The organism is Stenotrophomonas sp. 05L44_2 (assembly GCF_056665995.1).
Genome location: NZ_JBFTNR010000444.1, coordinates 1 through 3586 on the forward strand (window position 1 = coordinate 1; position 3586 = coordinate 3586).

Consider the following 3586-nt stretch of genomic DNA (forward strand, 5'->3'; position numbering starts at 1 on the left):
ACGCCGACCTGGAGGCAGCGGTCGATGCCGCGGTGGCCTCGCGCTTCCAGAACACCGGGCAGGTGTGCATTGCCGGCAAGCGCATCATCGTCGAAGACGCCGTGTATGAGCGTTTCGTGTCGTTGTTCTGCGAGCGCGTGCAGGCGCTGACCGTGGGCGATGGCCGCGAGGCCGGCAACCGGATCGGACCGATGGCCCGGCAGGACCTGCTTGAACAGCTTGATGCACAGGTGCGTGCGTCGGTCGAGGCCGGTGCGCAGTTGCTCGTGGGCGGCAAGCAGCTCGATCGCCCCGGCAGTTTCTATGCACCCACCGTGCTGGCGGGCGTCGAGCCGGGCATGCAGGCCTTCGACACCGAGACCTTCGGGCCGGTGGCGTCGATCAGCCGCGCGCGCGACGCCGACCATGCGGTGGAACTGGCCAACCAGAGCGAGTTCGGCCTGAGCGGCAATCTGTGGACCGGCGACCACGCCCGCGCGATGCAGCTGGCGCGCCGGCTGCAGACCGGTGGCGTGTTCGTCAACGRTTTCTCTGCCTCCGATCCACGCGTGCCGATCGGCGGAGTGAAGAAGAGCGGCTTCGGCCGCGAGCTGTCGCACTTCGGCATCCGCGAGTTCGTCAACGCGCAGACGGTGTGGTTCGACCGCCGTTGACGCGGGCCATCCACCGTTCCTGTCAGCATCCCTGCAACGTTCCATCATCACGCACTGCGAGAAGGACGTCATTCCATGTCCAAGGGTTCCGATCTGCTCGTCGCCGCACTCGAAAACGAGGGCGTCGAGCGCATTTTTGGCATTCCCGGTGAAGAGAACCTCGATGTCGTCGAGTCGCTTCGCCACTCCAGCATCGAGCTGGTCATCACCCGCCACGAACAGGCTGCCGTGTTCATGGCCGCGACCTACGGCCGCCTGACCGGCAAGCCCGGCGTGTGCCTGGCCACGCTCGGCCCGGGTGCGCTGAACTTCACCACCGGTGCCGCCTACGCACTGCTCGGCGCGTGGCCGGTGATCATGATCACCGGGCAGAAGGGCATCGTGGCCAGCAAGCAGGCGCGCTTCCAGATCGTGGATATCGTCAGCACGATGAAGCCGCTGACCAAGTCGGCGCGGCAGATCGTTTCGGCGCGCACCATCCCCACCATCGTCCGCGAGGCCTTCCGCACGGCGCTGGAAGAGCGCCCCGGGCCGGTGCTGCTGGAACTGCCCGAGGACATCGCGGCGATGGAGGTCGAGGACGTTGCACTGATCCCGCCACACCCGGTGGATCGGCCGATCGCCAGTCCCGAGGCGCTGGACCGTGCGGCGCAGATCATCCGCGAGGCCAAGCGTCCGCTGCTGGTGATCGCCTCGGCGGCGTCGCGACCGCAGTCCAGCGAGGCGCTGTCGGCCTTCGTGCTGCGGGCCGGCATCCCGTTCGTCACCACGCAGATGGGCAAGGGCGCGGTGGCCGGTGGCTCGGGCCTGTACATGGGCACGGCGGCACTGAGCGAGCGCGACTACGTGCACATGGCCATCGATCAGGCCGATGTGATCGTGACCATTGGCCACGAGGTGACGKAGAAGCCGCCCTTCGTGATGCGCCCGGGTGGCCGCACGGTCATCCACATCGGCTAYTCGCAGGCYGCGGTGGAGCAGGTGTACTTCCCGCAGGTGGAGGTGATCGGCGATATCGGCCGCTCGCTGACCCTGCTGGCCGACCGTATCGAGGGCAGGGTGGACAACGCCGCTGCACTGCTGCCGCTGCGCGCGACGATCCTGGAGCACATCGCCGATCGCGCCGAAGAGGCCGGTTTCACGCCGCAGCGGCTGGTGCATGACGTGCGCCAGGTGATGCCGCCGGACGGCATCGTGGCGCTGGACAATGGCATGTACAAGATCTGGTTCGCGCGCAACTACCGTACCCAGGTGGCCAATACGCTGCTGCTGGACAACGCATTGGCAACGATGGGCGCAGGGCTGCCGTCAGCGATCATGGCCTCGATCCTGTATCCGCAGCGACGCGTGCTGGCGGTGTGTGGCGATGGCGGTTTCATGATGAACAGCCAGGAGCTGGAGACCGCGCGGCGGCTGGGCCTGAACCTGGTAGTGCTGATCCTCAACGACGGCGCCTACGGAATGATCCGCTGGAAGCAGGCGGTGGATGGTTTCGCCGACTACGGCATGACCTTCGGCAATCCGGATTTCGTCAAATACGCCGAGGCCTATGGCTGCCAAGGGCACGAGGTGACGGCGATCGAGCAGTTCATTCCGACCCTGGAAGCAGCGTTCACCGCGGGCGGCGTGCATCTGGTGTCGGTGCCGGTGGACTATTCGGAGAACCAGCGGGTGCTGGTGGATGRGCTGCGGCAGGCATTCCCGGGAAACGGGTAGGTGTCGCCCCCCCGGAGCCCCGTAGGCGTCGCCCCCCGAGCCCGGTAGGTGTCGACCCCCGAGCCCGGTAGGTGTCGACCTTGGTCGACACAGTAGATCCAGACCATGCGTGGATGCCTCCCCATGCCCGGCGCGGTAGAGCGCCAACCAAGGTTGGCGGCTACCAGGGCGGTGGATTGAGGTTGATCGACTGCGGCAGGGGTTCCTGGGAGCCCGGTAGGTGTCGACCTTGGTCGACACGGTGGGCGCCAACCAAGGTTGGCGGCTACCGCAGCAGGGGCGGCCCGAGGCCGGGGCAGGGCGCTTTTGGTATGCTGGGCAACCGGCTGCGCCGGGCGCAACACTCCCCCTCACTACACGATTCCCGCAGATCCATGAGCGAAGCTACCGATACCCCCCCCGTCGACGAAAACAAGTTGATCGCCGAGCGCCGTGAGAAACTCAAAGCGCTGCGCGGGCAGGGGATCGCGTATCCGAACGACTTCCGTCGCGAGGACTTCGCCGGCAGCCTGCAGGAAGAATTCGCCGATGCGGAGCAGTGGACCGCCGAAACCCTGGAAGGCAACGGCCGCCAGGTGAAGATGGCCGGTCGCCTGATGGCCAAGCGGGTCATGGGCAAGGCCAGCTTCGCCCAGATCCAGGACGAATCGGGCCGCATCCAGCTGTTCCTGCAGGGCAGCGTGCTGGGTGATGCCTACACCGCCTTCAAGGGCTGGGACGTGGGCGACATCATCGCTGTCGAAGGTGGCCTGACCCGCACCAAGACCGGCGAGCTGTCGGTCAAGGCCGAATCGATCCGTCTGCTGACCAAGTCGCTGCGCCCGCTGCCGGACAAGTGGCATGGCCTGGCCGACGTCGAACAGCGTTATCGCCAGCGTTACGTCGACCTGATCGTGACGCCGGAGTCGCGCGCGGTCTTCATCAAGCGCTCGAAGATCATCCGTGCGATGCGTGCATGGCTGGACAACCGCGACTTCCTCGAAGTCGAAACGCCGATGATGCATTACATCCCCGGCGGCGCGGCGGCCAAGCCGTTCACCACCCACCACAACGCGCTGGACCTTGACCTGTACCTGCGCGTTGCGCCGGAGCTGTACCTCAAGCGCCTGACCGTCGGTGGCCTGGAACGCGTCTACGAAATCAACCGCAACTTCCGCAACGAAGGCGTCAGCACCCGCCACAACCCGGAATTCACCATGATGGAACTGTACGAGGCC

Annotated in this window: 3 protein-coding genes; all 3 read left to right on the forward strand. The window is 66.3% G+C overall.

The features are described from left to right. On the forward strand, window positions 1-653 hold a 653-nt coding region (locus AC1VAN_RS15240; RefSeq protein WP_480986117.1), incomplete at its 5' end, for an aldehyde dehydrogenase family protein. Window positions 654-728: 75 nt separating this feature from the next. After that, window positions 729-2369 carry an acetolactate synthase large subunit gene (locus AC1VAN_RS15245; RefSeq protein WP_480986118.1) on the forward strand — a complete coding sequence of 547 codons (1641 nt, stop codon included), beginning with the start codon at window positions 729-731 and terminating at the stop codon, window positions 2367-2369. A gap of 374 nt (window positions 2370-2743) precedes the next feature. Then, window positions 2744-3586: amino acid--tRNA ligase-related protein (locus tag AC1VAN_RS15250; protein ID WP_480986119.1), on the forward strand; the 843-nt coding region annotated here is incomplete at its 3' end.